At 57.0% G+C, this 447-nt stretch carries 1 protein-coding gene; it reads right to left on the reverse strand.

Annotated features, from left to right (window positions below; translation table 11 throughout):
* The coding region (locus AWB54_RS16040; protein ID WP_160328974.1) for a hypothetical protein at window positions 1–447 on the reverse strand (447 nt) is incomplete at both ends.

Consider the following 447-nt stretch of genomic DNA (forward strand, 5'->3'; position numbering starts at 1 on the left):
CCGTCGGTGCGGAAAAACCCGTACGCTCCGTCTCGCTCGAGGGTTATCACCCCGTCCGCGTAGCCGCGAATCTTGAAGCCCTCGGGGATCGGGAATTCTCTCCCGTAGGGGGTCACGAGGACGTCGACGTCGGAATTGACTCTGAAATCGCCGTATTCGTCAAGCTGGAATTTATCGAAGGTCACCTTGCGCAGTCTCATATAGCCGCGGTCGAAATAGAGGGGGCCGACGTTCTCCTCGCCCTTTGTAAGCGGGGGATAAAATCTGTCGCTGCAGTATGCGCCCGTATTCGGATCGAGGTATTTTTTTCTCGAATTGAACGTGACGTCTCCCCACGAGTTGAGGACGCGAAGCTCCTTCGCTTCGTATTTCGGCTCCTCGTCGACGTTTGCGGTCACGACCGTCGCAAAGCCCTCGTTGTAGTTGTAGGCGGCGAGGTACGGGAAG

This window comes from Syntrophomonas wolfei subsp. methylbutyratica, from assembly GCF_001570625.1.
Lineage (GTDB): Bacteria > Bacillota > Syntrophomonadia > Syntrophomonadales > Syntrophomonadaceae > Syntrophomonas > Syntrophomonas methylbutyratica.